This window comes from uncultured Fibrella sp. (genome assembly GCF_964250085.1).
Lineage (GTDB): Bacteria > Bacteroidota > Bacteroidia > Cytophagales > Spirosomataceae > Fibrella.
Map to the genome: position 1 here is coordinate 251460 of NZ_CAXUEC010000002.1, position 21430 is coordinate 272889.

The following is a 21430-nucleotide window of genomic DNA, read 5'->3' on the forward strand; positions in this document are numbered from 1 at the left end:
ATCCAACATCCAGTTAGCAAAGTTGATACTCAGCCAGGCGGAACATGTATTGCAGGGTCGTGTTCAGTTTCATGCTCACGGCCATCTGCTTGTTTTTATTCGTTGGATCGGTGGTATAGGTCTGCCATTCCAGGTTCCATTCGTAGCGCGGCAGCCCTGAGATCAGCACGTTGTCGATCAGGAAATCGCGTTGCGTTTTGGTCAGGTCAACGGCAAAGAACAGGGCCGACCATTCGTCGATGAGCTTCACCGGGTCTGACGGATCGGATGTCAGTTTAGCCAGCGCGATCGGGTCCAGCACCAGTTTGTCCGTGCCATATTTCACCGTTCCCCCCGACAGTTGATCGGTGTAGTAGCCACGCAGAGCCAGGGTGGTGCTGTTGATCCAGAGGTCGTAGAAGCCCGTGTCGTAATAGGGTCGCCAGCCAAACACGTTGGGTTGATCCAGCACATCCAGTTGCTGTTCTTTATTACGAGCCTGAATGAAGGCCATCAACTGCGTAAACCCGGTTGAGTTGGTCACGGCATCGGGCGCGGTGATGCCGAAATAGCGCAACGTACCCACGTTGAGATCGAGCGGCGATTTCACGATGGCTCCGCGTAGCGCATCATCGTAGAAATGCTGGCTGGTCAGCAGCGCCGTTATCACGGGTTTGATCTCGTAGTTTCCCTGCCGGAACACCTGAGCCAGTGGTTCAATAAAATTCTGCTCGATATCGGGCGTGATGGTGGCATTGATAAACCAGCGATACAGCTTACGGACAATAAAACGGGCGGTCTCCGGTTGGGCCAGAATCATATCCACCAGCTCGCCCAGTTCGTCATCGCCCGCCGTTGCGCCGGTACGTCCTTTGATGACCTTGTTCTGATACGAAGCTGAAAACACTTTATCCGTCGTGTCGTGCTGCGCCGGTCGGAAGGTCGTGGTAATATCGGTGGTGGTTTCGCTTCGGTAGCCCGTATCGGTCCAGCCGGTGAGCACGCGGGCGGCGGCTTTTACGTCGTCTTCCGTATAGTTGCCCCGGCCAATCGTGAACAACTCCTGTAGCTCACGGCCGTAGTTTTCGTTGGGTTTCCCCACCACGTTCTGGTTACCGTTGAGGTACCGCAGCATGGCCGGGTCTTTAGTCATGTCGATCACAAACGACCGAAAATTCCCCAGCGCATGCCGCCGCAACACCGTATTCTGCCGGTACATATACCGGGCATCGTTTACCTCGGCGAAGGTGGTTACGAAGTGATTCTGCCAGAAAACGACCATCTTTTCCCGCAGCGAAACGCCCTCGTTCACCATCAGCCCCAGCCACCAGTACTTGGTAGCATTTTGCCACGTACCCTGTAGCGTCTGGTTAAACGCCAGCGTATTGAATGGCTTGGTTGTTGTGGGATCAACCGGGGGAGTCGGCGTGGCAGGCGTGACCAATAACGTCTGAATACCGGCCTGCGGCGTTTGACCGGTGAGCTGCTGAATCTGGGCGGGCGACGGTCCGAACGTAGCTCGCCTGAGCAAATGCGCGGCCTGCTGCACCGTCAGTGGTTTACGATTAGGGTCAGTAAGAGCCATAGAAATGGGTTGACTATCAATACAATGCCCCGAAGTTCTATAATAATTGGTTATAATTACTATTAATTCTTTTTAACTAGCTGTTACTCAGAATTGGTTGGCGGGCAATCTACTTGTGCAAAACTGTTCCTCGTCCGCGTTAATGAACCAAGAAGCCGATTTTAGCGTAGGTATCTTCAAATCCTGATTTGCTTCGATTACTCCGTACCTTTGCATTAAATGTCTACGAAAAGCCTTTGGCAACGCTTCTTTCCTTCAGGTACTGCCAATACGCCAGAACTCAGTGTCTATCCCTGTCAAGTGGATATGCATTCGCATCTACTCCCTGGCCTGGACGATGGCGTGAGTAGCCTGGACGAAACGCTTGAATGCCTACAACAACTGTCTGCTTGGGGGGTTCAGAAAGTCATTACGACTCCCCATATCAGTCGTGACTGGTATCCGAATACCGTAGAAGGCATACAACAAGGATTAGCTCAGGTACGTGACCTCATCACCGAACACAATCTACCGCTTACCATCGATGCAGCGGCAGAGTATCTACTGGACGACTTCTTTGTGGAGTTACTCAAAACCGGAGATCTTCTGTCGTTCGGCGAAAAGCGGTATCTCCTGGTAGAGACAGGCTGGGCGTCAGCTCCGTTGCAATTGGCAGACATTCTGTTCCGGATTCAAACGCGCGGGTACGTTCCTGTGCTGGCTCATCCTGAACGATACAGTTATTACCACAGAGATAGAGAATCGCTGGCGATGCTGCGAGAGGCTGGCTGCCTGTTCCAGCTCAATTCCATGTCCTTGAACGGTCGGTATGGTATCCATGTAGCCCAGCAGGCACGCTACTTACTCGAGCAACATTGGGTCGACTTTCTGGGAAGCGATCTCCACCGAGCCAGAGACTTAAAAACGATGATAAAACCACTGGCCAGGAAAGATATGGAGTTGTTGCAAGAACAGCCCTTGCAGAACGACACACTGTTGAGTTAGTTAGCTTACCCGTTCAGTGCACCGATACATTATCAATCCCGCAACGGTCAGCGCCAAATCTGAACTCCCCACGAATTCTAACCTCACTCAGATTGGCCATAACATATACCAGATCAGTTTTGGAGACAGGCTCATTCGCTTTTTTCCAACCACTCAATTCATCCAGTTTAACTCTATAGGAGGTCCAGGTAGTATCGGGATTCTGAGCTGTATTATAAGTTAGTGTGACTGCTCCGGCCTTTAAAATGATATCATCTGCATCATATTGATAATCGGTTGCGGATTGCTCCAGATCAAAGCTGAATATCTTTCCATACCCTCCTTTCATTTTACTAACAATACGGGTTGGAGCAACGAAATACCACGTTCCAGTAGAATCATCCGCTGCCAACACGTATCCCCCAGGATTTCCACCTTTGACCCGGAAACTAGTAATACTACCCGCGCTTCCTTTCCAGCCTTGTGTATCCCGGTCAAAACTGTCCCATATGGAAGCGGGATTAGTAACAATGCTGAAGTCCTGACAACTGCAAGTAAAGATTGTCAAAAGTATACAACACATTCTTGCATTTATACTTAATTTTTTGAAAGGCTTGACGCACATAATCTGTAAGTAGCTCAATTTAAAAGGCATTCTATACCCTTTAGATGGCAAATATAGATAGCGGTAACATCCCTTCCTCAATTAATTAATTTTCAGCTATATAACGCTTGGGCAGAGTGGCCCGTCACATATATCAGCTTAGACTCGCTAGCATGGTACCATAACTTATAGTACTCATTCATTGAGCAATTATTTAGAAAATACTACTAAGTATATGACAATATACAGATTGATTATTAATTAACTGTAATTGTAACTCTTACTAACCTTATGTACTTGTATATGTACTTATATAGCCAAGTGTTTGCTATACCTCTTTCTCGTAAGATTCATACCGTACCACATCGACACGATACTCTTTATTTACTAACTGCCTTAATTTGATTAAAAACTTTCTCAAAGTAATCTCCTTATTCAGATAGCTCTCTGCATATTTCCTCGCGTTCCTTTGTATGAGAGTTAAATCTTCAGAAAGAGCTCTATCAATACCAGATATAAGTGAGTCCACTGATTCTGGCTCTACTAGTATCCCCATTTTATATTCGTTAACAACTTGATACAGGGTCGTATTTGGCACTGCCGAAACAAGCGCACACCCACCAGCGGCTAAAATGCTTGTAAGTTTGGAAGGTAACACTAAATCAGAAGCTGACTTTTTCTGAAGAACTAAGTGAACATCGGCTGTTGCCAATAGAGCAGCTAATTTTTCATATACTTGCAGAGGATGGAACTGTACATTAGTCAATCCGTATTGTCGTGCAAACGCCATCAGCTTTTCTTTACCAGATCCCGATCCGCAAATCAAGAATTTAACATCACTTCTTGAGGTGAATGACCGAGCTGCTTCTATAATTAATTCTAACCCCTGCTTTTCACCCAGACTCCCGGAATACAGGATTACTTTATCTGAATTGGCTAAGCCAAGTTCAACACGAAGAGATTCTTCTTTAGATAAGGGTTTAATATAATCGCCATCAACCCAATTGGGAAAGAAAACACAGGGAGAAGTGATTACCTGTTTATCCTCTACTTTCCGCACCATACCGTCACTTATAGTCGAGACAACTGCACACCGCCTTAAAATAAAGGCTTCAACAGCGAACATGAGCGACAAAAACTGTTTGTTTTTTATCATACCCAAGTCTTTAGCCATATCAATCTGTAGATCTTGGATATGACACCAAAGCGGCACCTGGCGCAGTTTGCTATAGATAACTGGAATCAGACCAAGATGAAACGGGGGCGATAGACAAATAACTACATCGTACCGCTTGCCCAGGAAAATGGGTAGCCAGAAAAATAAACTACTCAACATGAAAGAAAACTCATGAAGAATGCGCTTGGCCGACGTTACCGTTTCAGGTACGTAGAAGGGACAGCGATGGACAGTTGCCCCATCAATTTGCTCCGTAAACCACCATTTTCCTTTGTGCGATTCATGGATTTCCCACTCAGGATAATAGGGCATAGTGGTTATAACATCTACCTCCTGTCCGTTTTGAGCGAGCCAGCTACCCATCTCTCCCGTATACTTACCAATACCAGTAAGTTCGGGTGCATAATTGATACCATAAATCAGAATTTTCATAACAGTGCGTTTTCACTGGCTAGTAACAAATTATGCGCGCCACAAATAAAAAAATCGGGTTAGGCCAACGATTCCCATACCAATCAGTGCGCCAATGCACCCCCACATAATATCACCCCAATCGAAATGCCGGTCAGGTAAACCCAATTGACCTAATTCCGCAATGCCAACTATACCGGTCAGCATGAGCCACACGATAAGCCACCAATACCAGGTTCTCTTTGTAAACAGTATCCAGGAAGAACCTACCAAGCCAAGCAAAACGAATGGTACGGCAGTACGCAGATTCATGTTAGCATCCTGATCCGTCCATGTTGCTATCCAGGTCGGCAACAGGCCGGTCCTCGACAAACTGGGGTTTGGTATCCAGCTGAAGTAGAAGACTAAAAAAACGCCTAATAATAATAGGGTAGCTGATAGGATTTGTCTCATACACCACTCTCAAAACTTTTGAGTAGCGATTATGGGTGTTTTCTCAGGTGAAATTTTCTGATTTGGCAACTGACTCGCCACTAACTCTCTCGTTTTTAACACGATAAAGTATTCGTACACTGCCTGGAGGAGTGCATAAGTCAATCCTGCCTGACCATCTAGGAACCCCTTCCGCCATATAGCTAAGTAAAACCATTTAACCAGCGGACGTCCGGGCATTTTGTAGAAAATACCCTTTTGATTATAACGACGTTCGCTGAAATCTTTGCTAAAAATCGCCTTGGCAATAGAAAACTCAGTGCCTTTATCAATATCCTGCATACGCATGGCGGCTTCTAGGTCAGCATAGCCTAAATGACGCTGCCACCAATACCGAAATCCTTTGCTAAATGGATAATGATCTAAATACCCGTTTAGCCGTAACACATTCCCATCAGGAATAGAAATTGGATTCACCAAGCGCTCGTATCTCATTTTATCAGGCCGGAAAAGCCGAAGGTAATAAGGAGACATCTGTGCATGCTTCAACCAAGTGCCGTTCCAGGCAAAGTCACGCCGTTGAATTTCATAGGCGGCAATATTTCCGTCTGCTGGGGTAAAATTCAATAACGTTTCTTTTAATTCAGGCGATACACGTTCATCTGCATCTATATATAAGACCCATCTATTTTTGAAGGAAATATTTGCTAATCCCCAATTTTGATGAGTTGACCAGTTATCAAATTTACGTTGTGTTATGGTCGCTCCCATCGCCTTAGCAATGCCCAGTGTATTATCACTACTAAACGAGTCGTAAACATGAACATCATTACACCAGGCTACAGAGTGTAGGCAAGCAGGTAAATCTTGCTCTTCATTCTTTGTGAGTATAAGTATTGAGATCATAAACAAAGGAAAAGAATACAGAACTTATTTTTTACTAGAATTAAAACTAATCAAATAAAAGAGAATTCTCTTTAATATGTTTTTCGTTAAACATTGAACATAAGATAACACTTTTCGAAAAGTCTTCAGATAAGGTTTTGAGCTTATCAGCTGGTTTCATTAAACCACCACCTTTCAAAGGAGAGAAAAGTATATTTGGTTTGTTTCCTCGCTCATCAACAACAATACTATAGTCCAAAACGCCAGGAGATATATTGAACTGTAACAAATCGAACTGAGTAAGATAAAGTCGGTGGATAGATTCGTTTGATCTGTTATATGCAAGACCCCAAGCTCTAATCTTACCTTCTGATTTAAGTTTATCTGCCACAGTCATTAAATCATCTAAATGTACAAGCACACCAGGTGGTTCATGGATAAAAAAGTAATCTAAGTACTCCGATTTCAATGCGGATAAAGTACGTTCCAGGCTGGCACGCATCATTACGCCACTCAACGGAACCCTATCATGGAACCGATCAGCTATTGAATGAGAAATATTTAAGGAGAGAGAATTTTCTGAATAATATCTCTTAAAAATATTATCGCGGACTGCGCGAACGATGGGCTTAATTGGTCTAAAAAGTTTAGCTTTCCAATTGGCCTGTATCCCAAACTTACTAGCTATAATAAATTGTTGCCTTCGGCCTTTAATCACTTTACCAATAAATCCTTCTGCTTCGCCATATCCATAAGAACGAGCCAGATCAAAATGATTAATCCCACAATCTATAGCAACGTTAATAGCTCGAACAGCGACTGATCTATCGACAGACCCAAGAATTGGTGCACACCCAAACCCCAAAGCGGAAGAGTGAATTCCAGATGCAAGTTCAACTGTTTTCATGACGCATATGTTAAATCATTAGCTAACCTAACTGCAAAAGCCCCTAACAAGAAGGTAGGGTTCGCTTGGCTAGAGGTTGGAAATACAGAACTGCTACAAATATAAAGGTTGTCAGTCCCCCAGACTTTTAATCGAGAATCAACTACGCCCTCTTCAGGAGAATTAGCAATTCTGGTAGTCCCTGATTGATGAATTCCATCTTTAGACATTTCTGAAATAGCTTTATGAAGTTCATTTTCAGAATACCAGTATTCTAATTCTCCAGCCCCCGTTCTACGAAGCCAACTATCAAGTGCTTTATGTAAAACAATAACTGAGTTTATATCTTGCTCCGAAATAGAATAATGAATGGTCAATGATTCTCTATCCTCACCTAACTCCATTCGATTTGAAATGTCTGGAAGTTGCTCAGAATGAAAATGCAGTGCATATTTATTTTCTGGACTAAAAAGAAAGACACCAGGTAATTTTCGATGACTAAGATACCTTTTAAAAAAAATAATAGCAGGCACATATAAAGACTTAGGTAACCCAATCAAAATATTAATCAAGTGTTTGGAAATTCCGAAAATCTTTCCTTTTGTAATAGACTGAGCAATCGCTGGCGGAGCTAGTTTTTTACCGAGGATTGGAGTAATCATTGCTAAATACATGAAAGACATCGGTCCACTTCGGTGCTTCGGATCGAAGTACAAAGGATTATCTAGCCATATTGCTGTATTCAAAAGATTATTTTCTAATAGAAAACGGTCCGTAAATTGAAAACGTCTCCGAATATACACTCCATCGGAATCTTTAAGAAATCCATAATCTGTTTTTTCAGGGTCACCTGTAAATTTAATTGAAGCAATCTTTCCCGATAAATGTCCTTGATAATACTTCCCTAGCGACGTTGGCACATTAGCTAATGAACTAAAGACTTGAGGGTTTCGGAGCAAGATTCGGGTTGTTTCCTGCGTCCCGGCAGATAAGACAAAAAGCCGTGATTTAATAAGGTGAACACTACTAGTCTCAATATTCCTGATTGATATTGCAGTGATAGCCTCAGTTTCACTATCTATAATTATATCTCTACATTCGTACCCTAATAACGTCGTTAAGTTCTCTCTCTCGTCTAATTCTCTACTATAACGACTAGCAAATCTTGTTGGCATACTCCACCGTTCCAAAACAGAATCTGTAACATGATCTTCTACAAAATTTGCCGCTATCCGTTTATCAGTAAAATCAGGTATTTCATGTATATTAAATATTGGATTACCACATTCAAAATAAGCTGCTGCTTGTGGTAAATATGATTGAATTTCATTAAAGATGTCAGTATTCCATGTACATCCGCCATTTAAGATGGGACGATCTAAGAAATCAATTTTATCATACATTACACAACGTCCTCCCCACGTTGCTGAAGTTCCTCCTAACCCTTTATTTGTGCATTCATATGGCTCATGATGATTCTTTTTATTTGAAACAGTAATAGAATCATCAAGCGCATTAGGGCCTTCGCTTACTGCAATACCATACTCAACTATTATTACTTGCTTTCCCGGATTTAAACGAGAGTACTCTAGGGCTACAATCAAACCGCTAGGCCCACTTCCCACAATACATAAGTCGAATTGAGTATTCCAAACTGCTGATATATCCATTCTCCTTGGTACGTTAGTCTTCACAATTCAACAAGTTATTCCTCTCTCTAATTATTACAGCCGGATTCCCTGCATACACTGTCCAAGGTTTCAGGGAAATTGAAGCAACAGAACCAGCACCTAAAACGCTACCTTCGCTACAGTGAACTCCAGGTAGAACAATTGCTTTAGCACATATCCATGAATAAGACTCAATAATTATCTTTTTCTTTTTGTATGTGAATTGAAGGCTATTATAATCGTGTGTAGCTCCACACAAGTAAGCACCTTGTGAAATTACAGAGTGACTACCTAAAGTTGCTCCTCCAGGGTTATAAATTTCAACCTCAGGTCCAATAGTAACTACGTCTTCTGTTTCAAGAAGCCATGGTGCCCAAATTTTACAATCAGGGTATATAAAATTAGACTTCCCAATTTTTGCGCCAAAGGTCTTAAGAATTAAAACGCGCCAGTTATGTAATGGCTTGGGTGTCCATAAGCATAAGAGTGCCCATGCTAAGTTCCAGATCACACGTCGAAATTTCTCCCCTACTGAAAAAATAGGGCGTTTGTATGCATCAGGATCATCAATAGTATGTTGACTAAGCATTGCGCGATATATTTACCACTCCCAATTTGGTTTAGAAAAAAGACAAATTAGTTTATTAAACTATTTGGTTTAGTAAAGATAAAATTACGTAAACCTCATGACCTTTAGTTAAAAAGATTTTGTTAAAGTTATATTTGCTTATACCTTCAACTATACTAAAGACTAACGCTGTGTCACTTTTTCTATTCATACGATTTAATGTTTAATATGTAACATAATTTTTTTTCAAAAACGAGAAACTATATTTTATCAATCTTTCTTCAACTAAAATACACAAAAAGACGAATAACACTAACACAACGATCTGCATCTCGATGGTTAAATTATAGTAATTAAACGTCAATAGTAGGGGGTAATGAAAAGCATACATAGCGTAACTTCCCCTTCCAATAGTGGAAAATAGATTATTTAAAATTATTGAAAGTTTCGATACTATACTTTTGAAAAATAGTGCATTAGCAAAGCCACCCACTACGACAAAAAAATAATAAAAACTACTAATAATTAACCCATTAGAAATCATATAAATTGACCTTGAAAGGTGATATCTATTTTCTACATATAAACAAAAAGCACTTAAAATAAATGAAACAACAAAAATTTTGTCGTAACGTCTTCTATGGATATATGTCTGTGATATAAGATAACCAAGTACCCAAAGGATAAAATTACCAAAAAATAAAAAATAAGGTACAAATAGTAATCTATTAACAGCAATAGAACATATTGTTGCAATTGAGAGGATAAAGTACTTAAACAAGCTAGAATAGCCAGTTAAATACTTTTTATCAAAAATATATGTAATAGGAAACAAAACATAGAAGAAAAATTCGAAAGCAAGAGACCATAATGGACCATTCAATCCATAAGGTGTGAACCAGGCAGGAGTAGCCGACGAAGAAGTTTGTAAAAAAAATATATTTCCGGAAAAATTATAAAAACTAAAATCTTTTGTATAAACAGTATTGGTCAGAATACCACAAATAAATGAAATAATTAACGCAATCCAGTATATGGGTAATATTCGCTTAAAGCGTCTATAATAGTAATTATTAACATCCGCTGAACTTGTAAGTGGTAATCTTTTCAAGCTAAGTCCTATCGAAAATCCAGATAAGATAAAAAAGAACAAAACAGCTTGCTGATTGAGGTTTGAAACAAATTCTAAAATTATATAAACCCTATGATTCAACTCTTGAAAATAGAGTGCATTAAGTTTAAATACATGATGGAATAAGACAATTAGAGATGCTAACCCCCTTAGGCTGTCGAGAATAACTAAACGGTGTAAACTTGTTTTCATACAGGTACATTTTTAGTAATACTTGCGCACGTTATGATAGGTATATTTTTAATCATCACTATAAGTCAACATGCCCTGTTCAAGTTTATTTACCTTTATTCAGCATAATTATTCACTTTGATACAAAGCATTTCAGATACGAAACACCCCCTACTGTAACCCTACTCTCGCCTTCTTGTTGCTATCACCGATTTCTTTCACAAAGTTACTCACAGCTTCTACTATTGTGAAATGTTTTTCAAAGACAGCTTTTGCCTGAGTACTCATCTTTTTCTGTTCAGATTTTGGCATAGATACCCAATTCTTAAGTAATTGAAATGTCCCTGCCTGCGTATTAGAGGTTACCAGCCCCCCACCTCCTGCTTCAATTTCGCGCCAAATATTGACCTGATTTGATATTAAGACTGGCTTTGCACATGCTAACGATTCGGCTACAGTAATACCAAAATTTTCCTGATGACTAGGTAATACAGATGCTTCACAACCATAAAACGCTCCCCATTTTGCATCCCCTTGTAGCATTCCAGTAAAAAAAATCATGTTTTTTACTTTAGAGTTTTTGCGGACTAACCGTTGTAAGGACTGGCCATAAGGAGTATCACCACCTGGTCCGGCAATTACCAGATATGGTAAACAATAATTATTTTCTACCGACTTATCGGCGAGCTTTGAATAGGCATCAATCAGCAAGTCTACTCCTTTCTTCGTATGTATCCGGCTAAGAAATAATAAGTAAGGTTTATCTGTTACTTCTGGACATATTTCGAGAAAGGCCTCGCGCATTATGTCATTATAAACAGGCGGTGAAGACACACCGTATCCAACATTACGTTCCCTTTTAGGTGCATATCCTGTGAAAGTAGTACGCGCTACAAGTAACTCCGTTTCACAAGTAAATAGAAGCCCATCACTTTGGCTGATCGTTTTCCTTTCCAATAATTTCCAGTAAATCCAGTTACGAAAGGCTTTCCACCTTCGATCCGTAGCCTTCTGAAAATAAGGATCTAACATACCATGTGGCATCACATACCATTTTGGTTTTTTTCGACCCTCTTTCTCTTCTTCCTTTAGCACTTTTCTGACCGCCTGAGCATGATATAACCATAATCCATTGGTTATAACAGCATCAAATCTATGCACGTTCTTTCGCAGCCAGGGTAGCAGTTCTGGACTATAGCACCAAGGATTCCCCATACCTCCCAACGCATGAACGGGAAAAGGGTCCGTTCCCAGATATGCTGACATTGGCTCATCTCCACATACAACTTCACGATAAACGCTCATGTCTTCTGAAATAGGCGCTGCTAGTCTAATTCCTTGACAAGGGCCACCTGTTTTAGGGTCCATACTACCTATTAGATGGAGAATGCGCATATCGTACTGTTTCGGATATGATTTCGTGAACTTAGTTTCCAACGATCAATTGACATAAATATGAGTATTAGGGTGGGTAGTTGAGTAATGGGTTATAATCTGCTGATAAACAGCTTCAATCTGAGTGTAAAAAGAGTTCGTATCGAATTGCTCTACATTGGTAAGGCCACGTTTCACAGTAGCTTCTTTTTGCTTTTTAGGTAATGATAGAAGAGACTCTATAGCCTGTGCTCCAGTTTGAGCCCAATTGAGCTGACTAAGTTTCTCAAAGGGCATCCGGGGCAGCGTGTAACCTGCGTCGCCTGCTACTTCACGCATAGGGTCTTCAGCAGTTGTTAGCACTAGACAACCGGATGCCATTGCTTCGGCAATAGGCCAGCCAAAGCCTTCATTCAGGGATGGGAAAATAAATAAGCTACCTCCCTGATAGGCCAGTCTGATTGCCTCATCATTCAAGCCGGTTATAAAATGGATATCCTGCTGGTAAGCCGATAGGATACGTTCTTGTAGTAATGCTTCATCAGGCTTTTCCCCGATCATTAACAGGGGAATCGGTTGGATTGTCTGTGATCGCCAGGCATTATAGAGCTTAATAACGCCTAGCCTATTTTTATACCACTGATTGCCTCCAATATGAAACAAGTATCCTTCTGATAAATCAAGCCTTATGTGGTGAGAAAGTGTAACTCGTGCTTTGCACACATCACCAGTTATGAATTGTCTATTTAAGCCGTTATAAATCACCTCCGATAAGAGCGGCTTCTTAGTTAATAGTTCATGTAGATCACGGCGTGTTTTAGCCGAAACCGACACAAAGTTTTGCGCCTGCCGATAGCCCCTGCGTATGAACGCTTGATAAAGTTGCCCGGTAAAACTAGTTGGGTTCTCGGGAATCTTACCAAGGCCCGACTGCTGAGCCAAGAAATCATGACAGTGCATTACATGCGGTCGGTCGGCTACTAATGGAACCCACGGACCCAGTGCGTTGTCGGCAAAGACAAACAACGTTTTCTGGCTCATCTTTTTAAGCTTACGACGTACCTGAATTGGGAATAGAATATACTGATCAACGTACCCAAACCACTTTTTGAGTGATGCTTGCTCCGTCAGAGTCCATAGCTTTGGTGCGGGTGACCATACCTCAACCTCATGTCCTCGGCTCTGCATACCCGTTACCAGTAGATTGGTAAAACGAGGCATACTCTGAGAGTTCATGAATAATGGATGGCTGAAAACAATGATCTGCATAGTGGAATGTCAAGAATTAACAGGTTCGTCGACAATCGATTTAACGGCGTCAAGCACACGCTGGCATATAGTTTCATTGCCAGCTCCCATTTCCCGTACCCGCCGCATTCCCGCCTTGCGAATCGACTCACGCAGTTCATCATTAGTTAATAGTTCTCTGCAGACCCTGGCGCACTCATCAACATCTGCCCAAAATACGGCCTCTTTACCCTCTTTATAGAAAGCTAAGTGTTCTGTTGTACGCTCAGCACAAAGTAAACCTCCTGCATATGGAATTTCGAGTGAACGAGTTGTATGAAGGTCTCGATTCCCTTTCGATAATAGACCCAAGCAGACCTTAGCACCTTGTATAGCTGAAACATATTCGCGCCCTGATAATGAATTACCCCGGAAGTAGGGCTTAAGCTGGTTCCAGTAGGGTGACTTTGCCCATCGATCACCCCATATACTTACTTTAATATTTTGTTGAATAAGCTTCAGTAAAAACTCATCCCGCTTTTCATGCCGCATCCACGTACCAATAAAGGCTACATCTGATCGAAACTCAAGTTGAATATCATTAGGATTGACAAATGGCTGATGGGCAACATCATCATACGACATAGATATTCTGATAACTTTTTTAGCTCCATGTTTTTCTAATTCAATTTTACTCACATCTCGTACAACACAGCATAAATCATACAAATGAACAGCCTTAAGTAGAGTAGTGAATCGCCCCTTATCACGTCCACCTGTCGGATCATCATTATTATAAAGAATTAAAGGAATATCCAACGATTTCAATTTGGCTATAGCCTCAATACCCAATAACTCGCCGCTATTTACCCAGACTAAGTCGGAAGTGACGACCCTAACTAGTTCAGCAATTAACCATTCATTAACTATTACTTGTATAAACTTATATCCAGTCCGATAATGAAAATAGCTAAAAAATTTATTTTCATTTATTTTCCTCAAAATTCCGTATGGATCTAACAACTCTACATCATGACCTAAGCGTTTCAGAGCTTCATATCGTTGATATGAAGTAGAAGACATAGTGCTATCACCTATATATAAGATTTTCATTTACGTATCTGATACTTGCTTGTTCGATATCAATCTGCTACTACACTTATGCGTTCCTGTTTAATATTTAGCAATACTAAAATATTATCAAGCACCAGCCAAGCTAAGCTTAACCGAAGAGCAACAGTCCAAGCATTTACAGCTTCTTCACCTATTCCTATCGTGAATAGTTTTAAGTACACGCTAAAAATAATTAATAGGCTTAACTCAGACCGGCATAAAGAGATTATCAGTTGCATAACAAGCATCCATAGTAAAACTACTAATGCTGGATAGATAAGGAGCCCTAGCCAACTAAATTCTGTATATGCACTGAGATATAGTGAATCTGCAGTATCATCACTACCTATTCTAAAGTGCTTGTACAATAATTCCTCTTGGGTAGGATAATCTGTTTTGTTTGGAAATATAGGACCAGGGATAGTCCATATAATTGCGTGCAACAAATTCTTACCCAACATAAATGACTTTTTAGAGTCCTGCAACTGCAAACATAGAGCTAATGGAGTTGCTACCAATGGCCTTGTTGCTAAATTCTCTTCAGTACGTTTACTTTCTTCTTTGATGTTCGATTCGCTTTCCTGAAAACGCATCCAAGTATCTGGAATCGTTTCAAGTGCACTTTTAGACTCATCTACATACACAATTCCGCTACGCATAAAGTTATTGAACAACATAATTTGAGACAGTAGTGGATAAGCGATGCATATTACAAGAATTGTTTTTTTTAAATTTGGCCTTAAAGAAAGTAGCAAAAAAATACAATAGGCATGTATTATTAACCCAAAACTAATATCACGTCTTCCTTTTGTAAAAGAAATAAACATAAACAATAGAAATGATACTAAAAGAATTAAGTAATTCACTTTATTAGCCCATAAAGGGCGTTTATTCTTCCAAATATGAATAAGAATAAGCGAATTAATTATTGTTTGAGTAGTAAAAAGGGAATCATATATGATATACCAATCTGGCAACTTTCCTTTATCAACACCTTCAACAAGCAAAGCTCGCTGTCCTATTATTCCAAAATAAATTAGCACAAATTCACCTAAAATGATTGTGGTGGCAATGAATAAAAGATAATTTATAGATATATTGTTTAAATAAGTAAATAATTGATAAATTTTACACTCTAATTTAAAAACAGCTGAGGTTGAGCCAATAAATGCCAAAACACAACTGAAAATCGTTATATATACCATTGCTAACGCATAAAATGAAAAAGCTAAGCCGCCATTCATTTCATTTTGCAAAGAAGTCTCAATTAGAATATTCAAGGAAAATTGGTGTACAAAAGATGCTGTTAGCCAAGAGCTATTTAATAATAAGCACAAGGTAGCTGCTCCAATCCGAACCAGTCGAATCATCTCAAGGGAATGACCCATACGTGTCCAAATCCATATTAAACATACAAGAGATGCCCATATTGCTGATATGTCAGCAATTAACGTTTGTTCAGTAATAAACGTTAGAATCCACCCTGGTAAAGTAGTAAATATAATATATGATAAACGTTGCCTAAAAAACCATTTCTCGATTAAATTCAGCTTATAAAACTTTGCTGAATTTACCTGTGAATCTTCCTTATTAACGTAATAATTATGTTGTGATATATTGTTCATAAATAATGCCCTTTCATTTTATATTAAAGGTTATAAGTATGACCTTTAACGTTTTTAATATAACGTCCCATCGTTTGCTGAATAGCATGGGTAGTTTCATTCGCCATTGCTTTCCAATAGTTGAAAGTGTTCACAGCAAGAAACAGCAACGTACCTAGCATAATCTGCCACTCATATTCTGTCCAGGAGCTCATGGTAATCAATCCAACAGCCGTAATAAGCAACGAGATAATGACAAGTTGACTTTTACGGCGAGGCCAATGTAACTGATGTTGATTGAGCCATTTGCTGGCTATGCTTATGGCAATAAAAGCGCTCATAGATTCAGCAGCTAGCAACGCCAAACCTGCTCCAAACAAATTAAGCGTAGGCAATAGGGCTACTAACATACCTAACAATGTCGCACTTGCACAAAGTGACAGTATAAGTTGCTTTTTCAGCAAGTTGTTACCTTTTAGAACAGCCATAGCTACCTGAGCGAATCCGTATACCAAAACACTTAACGATAATGAGGCGAATAGCAAAGGGTTAAACTCAATTTTACCTCTCGTCCACTCATGGAATAACAGACCCCCTACCGACTGTATAACTACAATTGCAGGTGCTAACACAGCAATGACCATAAACCAAATAGTATCAAAAGTCATTTCTAGTTTCTGCTGGTTTCGTTGATGTAGAAAACGCATCATCTCCGGCATAATTGGGTAAGCAATAGTTGTAAGGCCTTGAAGAATCACATTAGCACTAGTGCGGGTAGTTGAGAAAGTTGCTAACGATACTACGCCCAATACTGGAGCAATAAATAATCGTATCCCTTGTTGTTGAAAGTTATCAAGAAAATAACGTAACGATAATAGCATTGATGTCCCAAAACGATGAATGCCTACGCTTAGTGCAGGGCGAGAATAAAAAATCTCCTCTCGTTGTAATATGCGTATGATAGACAGCAGTTGTAAAGCAAGGAGAGGAATTGTTACTACTGCTGTCATTAAACTGGCTTCAATAAGCCCACCTCCCAAAACGACAGGACCAATTTGTGCTATCGACGAAACGGCAGCAATCAACACCCCCCACCACGTCATACGGTGATAATGGCCAAATGCACTCATCAACCTAGTAAACATACCCACTCCGTTGGTGAGTGTCCATGTGCCCCATTGAATGACCACAGCGAGGCATACTGTTAAGCTTGTCGTTTTACTAGTAGTATTGAATAGCCAACTAGTGCTGTTTGCACCAAAAACTAACCCTAGTACAATAATAAACTCAGCGAGCCCTATCACTACCATAGCCCCGAAAGCAGAGTATAATAGAGCAGAGATTTCAGCTTTATTTTCAGCACCTATCTTTAAAAATTCAAACTCCAAATAATCATTAAATCCTCTATCGAAGGTGGAAAGAATATTAATGAAAGCTTGAATTGCAATCCAGACTCCGTAGGTTTCTAAGTCCCAGTATGTTAAAAATATAGGTACAAGCAAAATCTGCGATACCATCGTGACACCAATCCGTGCCCAGGCGGCAACTGTCCCAGATAAAACTCGTTTTGCAGTAGACATTGTAACTTTTGTTAAGCAAATAGCGTCGTTTGACTCGACTAGCTGAAAGTGTAGTTTATTCTACACTATAAATATAGTAGAGAATAAACTACACTTCCGAACTTTTTTAAAGAGTATCAATTAACCCATAGTTTTCAGTTGCAGTAGAACACATTTACTTCTACCAAGCATTTTCTACATTACCCCGAAGCATTGCTCTGACTGTATTGTAGCAAAGTTTGGCATCTAAACCGAATGACTGGTGTTTTATGTAAACGAGATCGTATTTCACCCGATGTTTCATTTTTATGATCGTGCTCGTTTCTCCTCTTGCACCACGTACCTGCGCCAGTCCAGTAATGCCAGGACGTACCTGGTAGCGAGCAGGATAGTTTTCCAACGCAAACCAGAATTTATCATCATGCTGCACAGCATGCGGCCTAGGGCCAACAACACTCATATTCCCAATTAACACGTTCACAAATTGGGGCATCTCATCCAGATTAGTTTTCCGAAGAAAACGACCAATTCTGGTTACGCGCGGATCATCTTTTTCACACTGTGCAAAGGCGTCGTCTGGTTTATGCCGCATGGTTCTAAACTTCAGGCACCAGAACGGGCGACCATGCTGACCATTTCGCTTTTGCAAAAAGAAAATTGGTCCGGGGCAGCAAAGTTTAATTAGTATACCCACCACAGGAATCAACCAGGAGAGAATAAAAATAACGCATAGTAGTGAGAAAACCAGATCGAATGTACGCTTACCGTACCGTACGTACCAGGTAGGATTTATGGCACCCAGTGCCGTTTTATCGGCAACAGCATAGTAGGTGCTGTTGCCAACAAAAGAGTCCATTGAAGATAACATGAGCGATGCTTAGTTTACGAATGTAATTCATCTGAAAAAGCTTCTGTGCTAACAAAGTGTGAGCACTACTTCACTATTTCTTCGATTTAGCATCAGGTTTAACCGAATCGTAATACCCTCCGTAATTGTAGCTGTTATAATACGCTTCGCCTTCACCGATCGCGTTCAGAATAACATTCAAGTTATTGAAACGATGTTCGCGATACCAGACATCCAGTTGCTTCAGATAGACCTTAGGTGTTATATCATGGCGCACTATGTACATCGTGGCGTCGGCCAGTGGGGCGATCAACTGGGCATCGGTAACAAGACCAACTGGTGGCGAGTCAATAAGTACGTAATCGAAACGCTCCTTTAGCCCATTGATCAACTCTGCTAGTTTATCCGTGCTAAGCAATTCCGACGGATTAGGTGGAATAGGGCCGCTGGTAATCATAAAGTAGTTCTCGTACCCTTCAATTGGCTGAATGACTTCCTCAAGCGTAGATTCGCCACACAGGTAGTTGCTGATCCCGTACCCAGCCACCAGACCCAGGTTTTTATGCAGCTTCGGTTTGCGCAAATCCATTTCCAGAATCACAACCTTGCGACCGGTAATGGCCAGGCTGGCCCCCAGATTGAGCGAGATAAATGACTTTCCCTCACCACTGATACTAGACGTAAACAGAAGTACCTGGCTTTTCTCGGTGTTCGATTTAATAAACTGCAGATTGGTCCGAAGGGTCCGGATCTGCTCAGACAAAACTGACTGACTCCGGCCTTTAATCACTATGGGTTCTGGTCGTTTGCTTTTGGTCAGCTCACCCAAAATTGGCGCATTTGTTTGTTCTTCCACATCAGTACGGCGCAGGATGCGGTTGTTCAGCGCATCCCGGCTGGCCATGGCTGCAATCGGGAGCAGGAAGCCAATGAGCGAAAAGATAAGAAAATAGAACCGCCTGACGGGTTTAACGGGCTTGCTATCAGACCGGGCGGCATCGATGGTACGGCTATCAGAGATTGTCGATGCAAACGAAACGGCTGTTTCTTCGCGCTTTTGGAGCAGGTACGTATACAGGTCGTTTTTGATTGCCTGTTGCCGCGAGATGTTCAACAGAAGCCGCTCTTTATTAGGTATGGTCCGTATCATGTTTTCCATACGTCCGTTATTAGCAACCATCTGCTCTTTGGACGTCAATAATTGCCGTTTCATGGTCTCAACGTTTTCTGTAACGTTCCGCCTTACCTCGCTGATCTGACTATCAATGGTTTGCACCAGTGGGTTTAGCTCCGACGTGGTGCGCACAATCTGTTCCCGTTTCAGTTCAAGTTCAGAAAGCCGGTTTACCATGCCCAACATGATGGGATCACCCAGCCCCAGTGTAGCCGGTGCTATACCCTGCCCTTTCGACTGGCTTTGCAAATACTGTTCTACATCGCCCAATGCTCCTAACTGAATTTTTACCTGATTCAACTGGGCGTCGTTTTGCTGCACGGTGGTCAAGAAATTCTGGGCCTGGGTGCTGAGATCCGTAATGCCCTGTGCTGATTTGAAATGCTCAACATCTTTTTCCACCGTTGCCAGTTCACCTGATATCAGGTCAAGGCGATCTTCAATGAACTTCAGCGTATTCGACGCCATTTTATTCTTATCGGCAATGGCGGCCTGATTGTATTCTTCGATCAACTGATTCAGAATGGTCTCACCCCGCTTTGGAATCTCATCTTCCATCGTCAGCATGATCACACTCGATGCCTTCGAGGTAGGTTCTGCTTTCAGGCTCTTCAAAAATCCGTTTACAGCGTCGGTCTGCGCCTGCACCATCACTGATAAAGGCGCTGTGCCAGCCGGTAACGCCTCACGGGTATATACTCTCAACCGGCCCAACGGGGTCTGTACGCTCTGATTCAGCGGGTACGTTATAGCGTTGATGGTTACCTGACCCGCTTTAGGAAAAGCGATTGCAATTGGCTCTTTGTAGAGAGACGAGTTTGCCTGTTCAACAATGAGGCGGGCGGGTGGAGCAAACGTCTCGCGATCACCGAAAGAGGTATTTTTGTAATATCGTGTAGCCAGATCAAGGCGGCTAACAATCTTATCCATCAGGGTATATGACTTCAATATTTCGATTTCGTTTTCCACAACCTTCTTGGGCGTAAAGATTTCGAGTTCTTTGAGCATACTCTCGCCGTCAAGTCCCTTCTTCTCGTCTTTGATCAAAAGACTGGCTTGTACTTTGTAAACTTCGGGTTGGTATAGTAGATAGACGTAAGCCCCTGCTAACGCCATAGCGATACAAACCACAAACCAGGGCCAGTTGCGTAGATACCGCAATAGCACAGCCCGGAGATTTTTGTTTTCCCCCTCTACCAGTTGGTAAGGAACATAGGAGTAGTTTTTGTCAGCCATATCGGGTAAAGAGTTATAGCAATTAGCGGCGAGAGATAATAATTGCAATGAATGAGAGCGCACTCAGGATGATTGGTACGGTTTGGTAAAAGCGGTCTGCACTAGCAACCCTCGATTTACCAGGCTCTACATAAATTACATCATTTGGATGCAGGTGATAGAAGGGCGATTGGAACACATCCCGTTTTGTCAGATCAATGCGGTTGAACGTTTGCTTTCCATTTTCTTCTCGTATAACGAGCACATTTTTCCGCTGTCCGTAGATCGTGATATCACCGGCCAAACCGAGTGCTTCCGGCAACGTAATCTGCTCATTTGGAATGGAATAGAGCGCAGGGCGGGCAACTTCACCTGTTACGGTAATATGAAAATTGAGATTCCGTACATTTACGGTGGGCTCTTTCAGGTAATTGAGCAGCTTGGTGCGGATTTCACCAGCTGCCTGACTGGTAGTGAGCCCCTGAACAAGCTGATCACCCAGGATCGGTAAGTTGATTTTCCCGCTTTCGTTAACCAGGTAGCCGGGCGTGTAGGGCAAAGCGCTTGTCTGTGAATTCTGAACGCTGGTTCCCATTGCGCTCATAGCCATGTACGGGTTAAAGAACGCAGAGGCTTCGGGGCTTAAACTACCTACTTGTACCGAGAGTACATCACCGGCTTTAATCGTGGGTATGTAATTGGCACCGAGTGTTAGCGTGTCTTTACCAGGGCCAGTTGCCTGGTAAAGCACTAATTCCTTACTGCTGATACAACCCGACATAAACAAGCATAAGCCAACTAACCAAAAACCCGTTTGGGCAAGAATTGCACGTACATTCATAGGTGATTCGTCA

18 protein-coding genes are annotated in these 21430 nt (G+C 41.7%); 1 reads left to right on the forward strand and 17 read right to left on the reverse strand.

The window, feature by feature from the left end; translation table 11 throughout:
* Positions 1-13: 13 nt before the first annotated feature.
* Positions 14-1564: a DUF1800 family protein gene (locus ACFE8Q_RS06565; RefSeq protein ID WP_375444572.1), complete on the reverse strand. Its 1551-nt coding sequence runs from the start codon at positions 1562-1564 to the stop codon at positions 14-16.
* A gap of 306 nt (positions 1565-1870) precedes the next feature.
* Here ACFE8Q_RS06565 and ACFE8Q_RS06570 point away from each other — a divergent pair, with 306 nt between their 5' ends.
* Positions 1871-2548, forward strand: coding sequence for a tyrosine-protein phosphatase (locus ACFE8Q_RS06570; protein WP_375444573.1), 678 nt, complete (start codon positions 1871-1873; stop codon positions 2546-2548).
* Between the two features lie 13 nt (positions 2549-2561).
* Here ACFE8Q_RS06570 and ACFE8Q_RS06575 read toward each other — a convergent pair whose 3' ends face one another.
* From ACFE8Q_RS06575 to ACFE8Q_RS06650, 16 genes are all read right to left on the reverse strand, one after another.
* A complete protein-coding gene (locus ACFE8Q_RS06575; protein WP_375444574.1) occupies positions 2562-3095 on the reverse strand; it encodes a laminin B domain-containing protein in 534 nt (177 codons plus the stop codon).
* Between the two features lie 364 nt (positions 3096-3459).
* The gene (locus ACFE8Q_RS06580) at positions 3460-4740 is read right to left on the reverse strand and encodes a WcaI family glycosyltransferase (protein WP_375444575.1); all 1281 of its coding nucleotides are present in this window, start codon (positions 4738-4740) and stop codon (positions 3460-3462) included.
* 30 nt (positions 4741-4770) lie between these two features.
* Positions 4771-5172, reverse strand: a complete 402-nt coding sequence (locus tag ACFE8Q_RS06585) for a VanZ family protein (RefSeq protein ID WP_375444576.1) — start codon at positions 5170-5172, stop codon at positions 4771-4773.
* A gap of 9 nt (positions 5173-5181) precedes the next feature.
* Positions 5182-6057 carry a glycosyltransferase family 2 protein gene (locus ACFE8Q_RS06590; RefSeq protein ID WP_375444577.1) on the reverse strand — a complete coding sequence of 292 codons (876 nt, stop codon included), beginning with the start codon at positions 6055-6057 and terminating at the stop codon, positions 5182-5184.
* Between the two features lie 46 nt (positions 6058-6103).
* Complete coding sequence (locus tag ACFE8Q_RS06595; protein ID WP_375444578.1) at positions 6104-6943, reverse strand: aldo/keto reductase; 840 nt, start codon at positions 6941-6943, stop codon at positions 6104-6106.
* A complete protein-coding gene (locus ACFE8Q_RS06600) occupies positions 6940-8592 on the reverse strand; it encodes a GMC family oxidoreductase (RefSeq protein ID WP_375444579.1) in 1653 nt (550 codons plus the stop codon). The genes ACFE8Q_RS06595 and ACFE8Q_RS06600 overlap by 4 nt, the downstream gene beginning before the upstream one ends.
* Before the next feature lie 13 nt (positions 8593-8605).
* Entirely contained in the window at positions 8606-9181 is a 576-nt protein-coding gene (locus tag ACFE8Q_RS06605; RefSeq protein WP_375444580.1) for a putative colanic acid biosynthesis acetyltransferase, read from the reverse strand.
* Between the two features lie 202 nt (positions 9182-9383).
* Positions 9384-10484: an acyltransferase family protein gene (locus ACFE8Q_RS06610; protein WP_375444581.1), complete on the reverse strand. Its 1101-nt coding sequence runs from the start codon at positions 10482-10484 to the stop codon at positions 9384-9386.
* A gap of 150 nt (positions 10485-10634) precedes the next feature.
* Positions 10635-11858 (reverse strand): glycosyltransferase, encoded by a 1224-nt coding sequence (locus ACFE8Q_RS06615; protein WP_375444582.1) that lies wholly within the window; start codon positions 11856-11858, stop codon positions 10635-10637.
* A gap of 45 nt (positions 11859-11903) precedes the next feature.
* Complete coding sequence (locus ACFE8Q_RS06620) at positions 11904-13106, reverse strand: glycosyltransferase (protein WP_375444583.1); 1203 nt, start codon at positions 13104-13106, stop codon at positions 11904-11906.
* A 9-nt stretch (positions 13107-13115) separates the two neighbouring features.
* A complete protein-coding gene (locus ACFE8Q_RS06625; RefSeq protein ID WP_375444584.1) occupies positions 13116-14177 on the reverse strand; it encodes a glycosyltransferase in 1062 nt (353 codons plus the stop codon).
* Positions 14178-14206: 29 nt separating this feature from the next.
* Complete coding sequence (locus ACFE8Q_RS06630; RefSeq protein ID WP_375444585.1) at positions 14207-15802, reverse strand: hypothetical protein; 1596 nt, start codon at positions 15800-15802, stop codon at positions 14207-14209.
* 23 nt (positions 15803-15825) lie between these two features.
* Positions 15826-17361, reverse strand: a complete 1536-nt coding sequence (locus ACFE8Q_RS06635; RefSeq protein ID WP_375444586.1) for a lipopolysaccharide biosynthesis protein — start codon at positions 17359-17361, stop codon at positions 15826-15828.
* Between the two features lie 160 nt (positions 17362-17521).
* Positions 17522-18196: a sugar transferase gene (locus ACFE8Q_RS06640; protein ID WP_375444587.1), complete on the reverse strand. Its 675-nt coding sequence runs from the start codon at positions 18194-18196 to the stop codon at positions 17522-17524.
* Between the two features lie 85 nt (positions 18197-18281).
* On the reverse strand, positions 18282-20597 hold the full coding sequence (locus tag ACFE8Q_RS06645; protein ID WP_375444588.1) for a GumC family protein: 2316 nt from the start codon (positions 20595-20597) through the stop codon (positions 18282-18284).
* A gap of 22 nt (positions 20598-20619) precedes the next feature.
* Positions 20620-21417: a polysaccharide biosynthesis/export family protein gene (locus ACFE8Q_RS06650; protein ID WP_375444589.1), complete on the reverse strand. Its 798-nt coding sequence runs from the start codon at positions 21415-21417 to the stop codon at positions 20620-20622.
* Between the last annotated feature and the right edge of the window lie 13 nt (positions 21418-21430).

Excerpts from the sequence above, each read along its gene's own strand:
- ACFE8Q_RS06565 (WP_375444572.1), bottom strand. The coding sequence starts at position 1,564 with ATGGCTCTTACTGACCCTAATCGTAAACCACTGACGGTGCAGCAGGCC.
- ACFE8Q_RS06570 (WP_375444573.1), top strand. The coding sequence starts at position 1,871 with ATGCATTCGCATCTACTCCCTGGCCTGGACGATGGCGTGAGTAGCCTG.
- ACFE8Q_RS06580 (WP_375444575.1), bottom strand. The coding sequence starts at position 4,740 with ATGAAAATTCTGATTTATGGTATCAATTATGCACCCGAACTTACTGGT.
- ACFE8Q_RS06585 (WP_375444576.1), bottom strand. The coding sequence starts at position 5,172 with ATGAGACAAATCCTATCAGCTACCCTATTATTATTAGGCGTTTTTTTA.
- ACFE8Q_RS06590 (WP_375444577.1), bottom strand. The coding sequence starts at position 6,057 with ATGATCTCAATACTTATACTCACAAAGAATGAAGAGCAAGATTTACCT.
- ACFE8Q_RS06595 (WP_375444578.1), bottom strand. The coding sequence starts at position 6,943 with ATGAAAACAGTTGAACTTGCATCTGGAATTCACTCTTCCGCTTTGGGG.
- ACFE8Q_RS06600 (WP_375444579.1), bottom strand. The coding sequence starts at position 8,592 with ATGGATATATCAGCAGTTTGGAATACTCAATTCGACTTATGTATTGTG.
- ACFE8Q_RS06605 (WP_375444580.1), bottom strand. The coding sequence starts at position 9,181 with ATGCTTAGTCAACATACTATTGATGATCCTGATGCATACAAACGCCCT.
- ACFE8Q_RS06610 (WP_375444581.1), bottom strand. The coding sequence starts at position 10,484 with ATGAAAACAAGTTTACACCGTTTAGTTATTCTCGACAGCCTAAGGGGG.
- ACFE8Q_RS06615 (WP_375444582.1), bottom strand. The coding sequence starts at position 11,858 with ATGCGCATTCTCCATCTAATAGGTAGTATGGACCCTAAAACAGGTGGC.
- ACFE8Q_RS06620 (WP_375444583.1), bottom strand. The coding sequence starts at position 13,106 with ATGCAGATCATTGTTTTCAGCCATCCATTATTCATGAACTCTCAGAGT.
- ACFE8Q_RS06625 (WP_375444584.1), bottom strand. The coding sequence starts at position 14,177 with ATGAAAATCTTATATATAGGTGATAGCACTATGTCTTCTACTTCATAT.
- ACFE8Q_RS06630 (WP_375444585.1), bottom strand. The coding sequence starts at position 15,802 with ATGAACAATATATCACAACATAATTATTACGTTAATAAGGAAGATTCA.
- ACFE8Q_RS06635 (WP_375444586.1), bottom strand. The coding sequence starts at position 17,361 with ATGTCTACTGCAAAACGAGTTTTATCTGGGACAGTTGCCGCCTGGGCA.
- ACFE8Q_RS06640 (WP_375444587.1), bottom strand. The coding sequence starts at position 18,196 with ATGGACTCTTTTGTTGGCAACAGCACCTACTATGCTGTTGCCGATAAA.
- ACFE8Q_RS06645 (WP_375444588.1), bottom strand. The coding sequence starts at position 20,597 with ATGGCTGACAAAAACTACTCCTATGTTCCTTACCAACTGGTAGAGGGG.
- ACFE8Q_RS06650 (WP_375444589.1), bottom strand. The coding sequence starts at position 21,417 with ATGAATGTACGTGCAATTCTTGCCCAAACGGGTTTTTGGTTAGTTGGC.